This window comes from Butyrivibrio sp. TB, from assembly GCF_900110805.1.
GTDB classification, from domain to species: domain Bacteria; phylum Bacillota; class Clostridia; order Lachnospirales; family Lachnospiraceae; genus Butyrivibrio; species Butyrivibrio fibrisolvens_C.
Genome location: NZ_FOER01000056.1, coordinates 1 through 1,077, shown reverse-complemented (window position 1 = coordinate 1,077; position 1,077 = coordinate 1). Strand labels below are relative to the sequence as shown.

At 38.4% G+C, this 1,077-nt stretch carries 1 protein-coding gene; it reads left to right on the top strand.

Translation table 11 applies throughout. The features are described from left to right. The coding region (locus BMX21_RS18950) for an RNA-guided endonuclease TnpB family protein (protein WP_092047053.1) at positions 1–931 on the top strand (931 nt) is incomplete at its 5' end. Positions 932–1,077: the final 146 nt, after the last annotated feature.

Here is a 1,077-nt window from a genome sequence, read left to right as displayed (position 1 = left end):
TCAGATGGCAGTATCTTGTGTACGAACAGTTATTGCTAAATACAAGACCATTCTCGAAAATCAGAAAGAGTGGATAAAGCCTGTGTTTAAACTTCCTCAGTTGGACCTTGTATGGAATAGAGATTATTCTCTCAATAACAAGAACGATATATTTTCTGTTAATACACTAAATGGACGTATTAAGGTATCTTTCTACAAAAAAGGTTTTGAGCGGTGTTTTACTGGTAACTGCAAGTTTGGTACAGCTAAACTTGTCAATAAACATGGAATGTTTTTCTTACATATACCTGTAACATATGAGATTTCTGAACTTAATAAATCAGAAGTTTCTAATGTGGTTGGTATAGACCGTGGGATAAGGTTTCTTGCTACTACATACGATAGTAAGGGTAAATCTGTATTCTATGACGGCAATGTTATTAAACAAAAACGTGCCCATTATAAGGCTTTGCGTAAACAGTTGCAGCAGGTCGGAACTCCGTCATCCCGTAAACGAATTAAGGCTATCGGTCAGCGAGAAAACCGTTGGATGCAGGATGTAAATCATTGTATCTCTAAGGCACTCGTTGAGAATAATCCCGATGGCACCTTGTTCGTAATCGAAGATTTGACAGGTATCCGCTCTGCCACTGAAAGAGTCAAGATTAAAGAGCGTTATGTATCTGTATCATGGCCTTACTATGATTTAGAACAGAAACTATCTTACAAAGCCTTAAAGCATCATCAGCTTGTAGAAAAGGTTAATCCTGCTTATACAAGCCAAACTTGTCCTAAATGTGGTCATACAGAAAAGACTAACCGCAACAAGAAAATGCATCTTTTCTGTTGTAAAAACTGTGGTTATAAATCTAACGATGACCGCATTGGAGCTATGAATCTGCATCGTATGGGAATAGAACTATTAGTACCTGATGCAGTTGCTACGGAGTAAATCTCTGTAGTACAGGTACGTGTCAACGTGCCTATGATGTAACGCCACTTTTAGCAATAATGCTGAACGACTAAATGTGGAAGGAGTAATCCGTCATACCACAGGGCAGTTACAAGCCCATTACCTTTAGGTGATGGGTAGTTGAC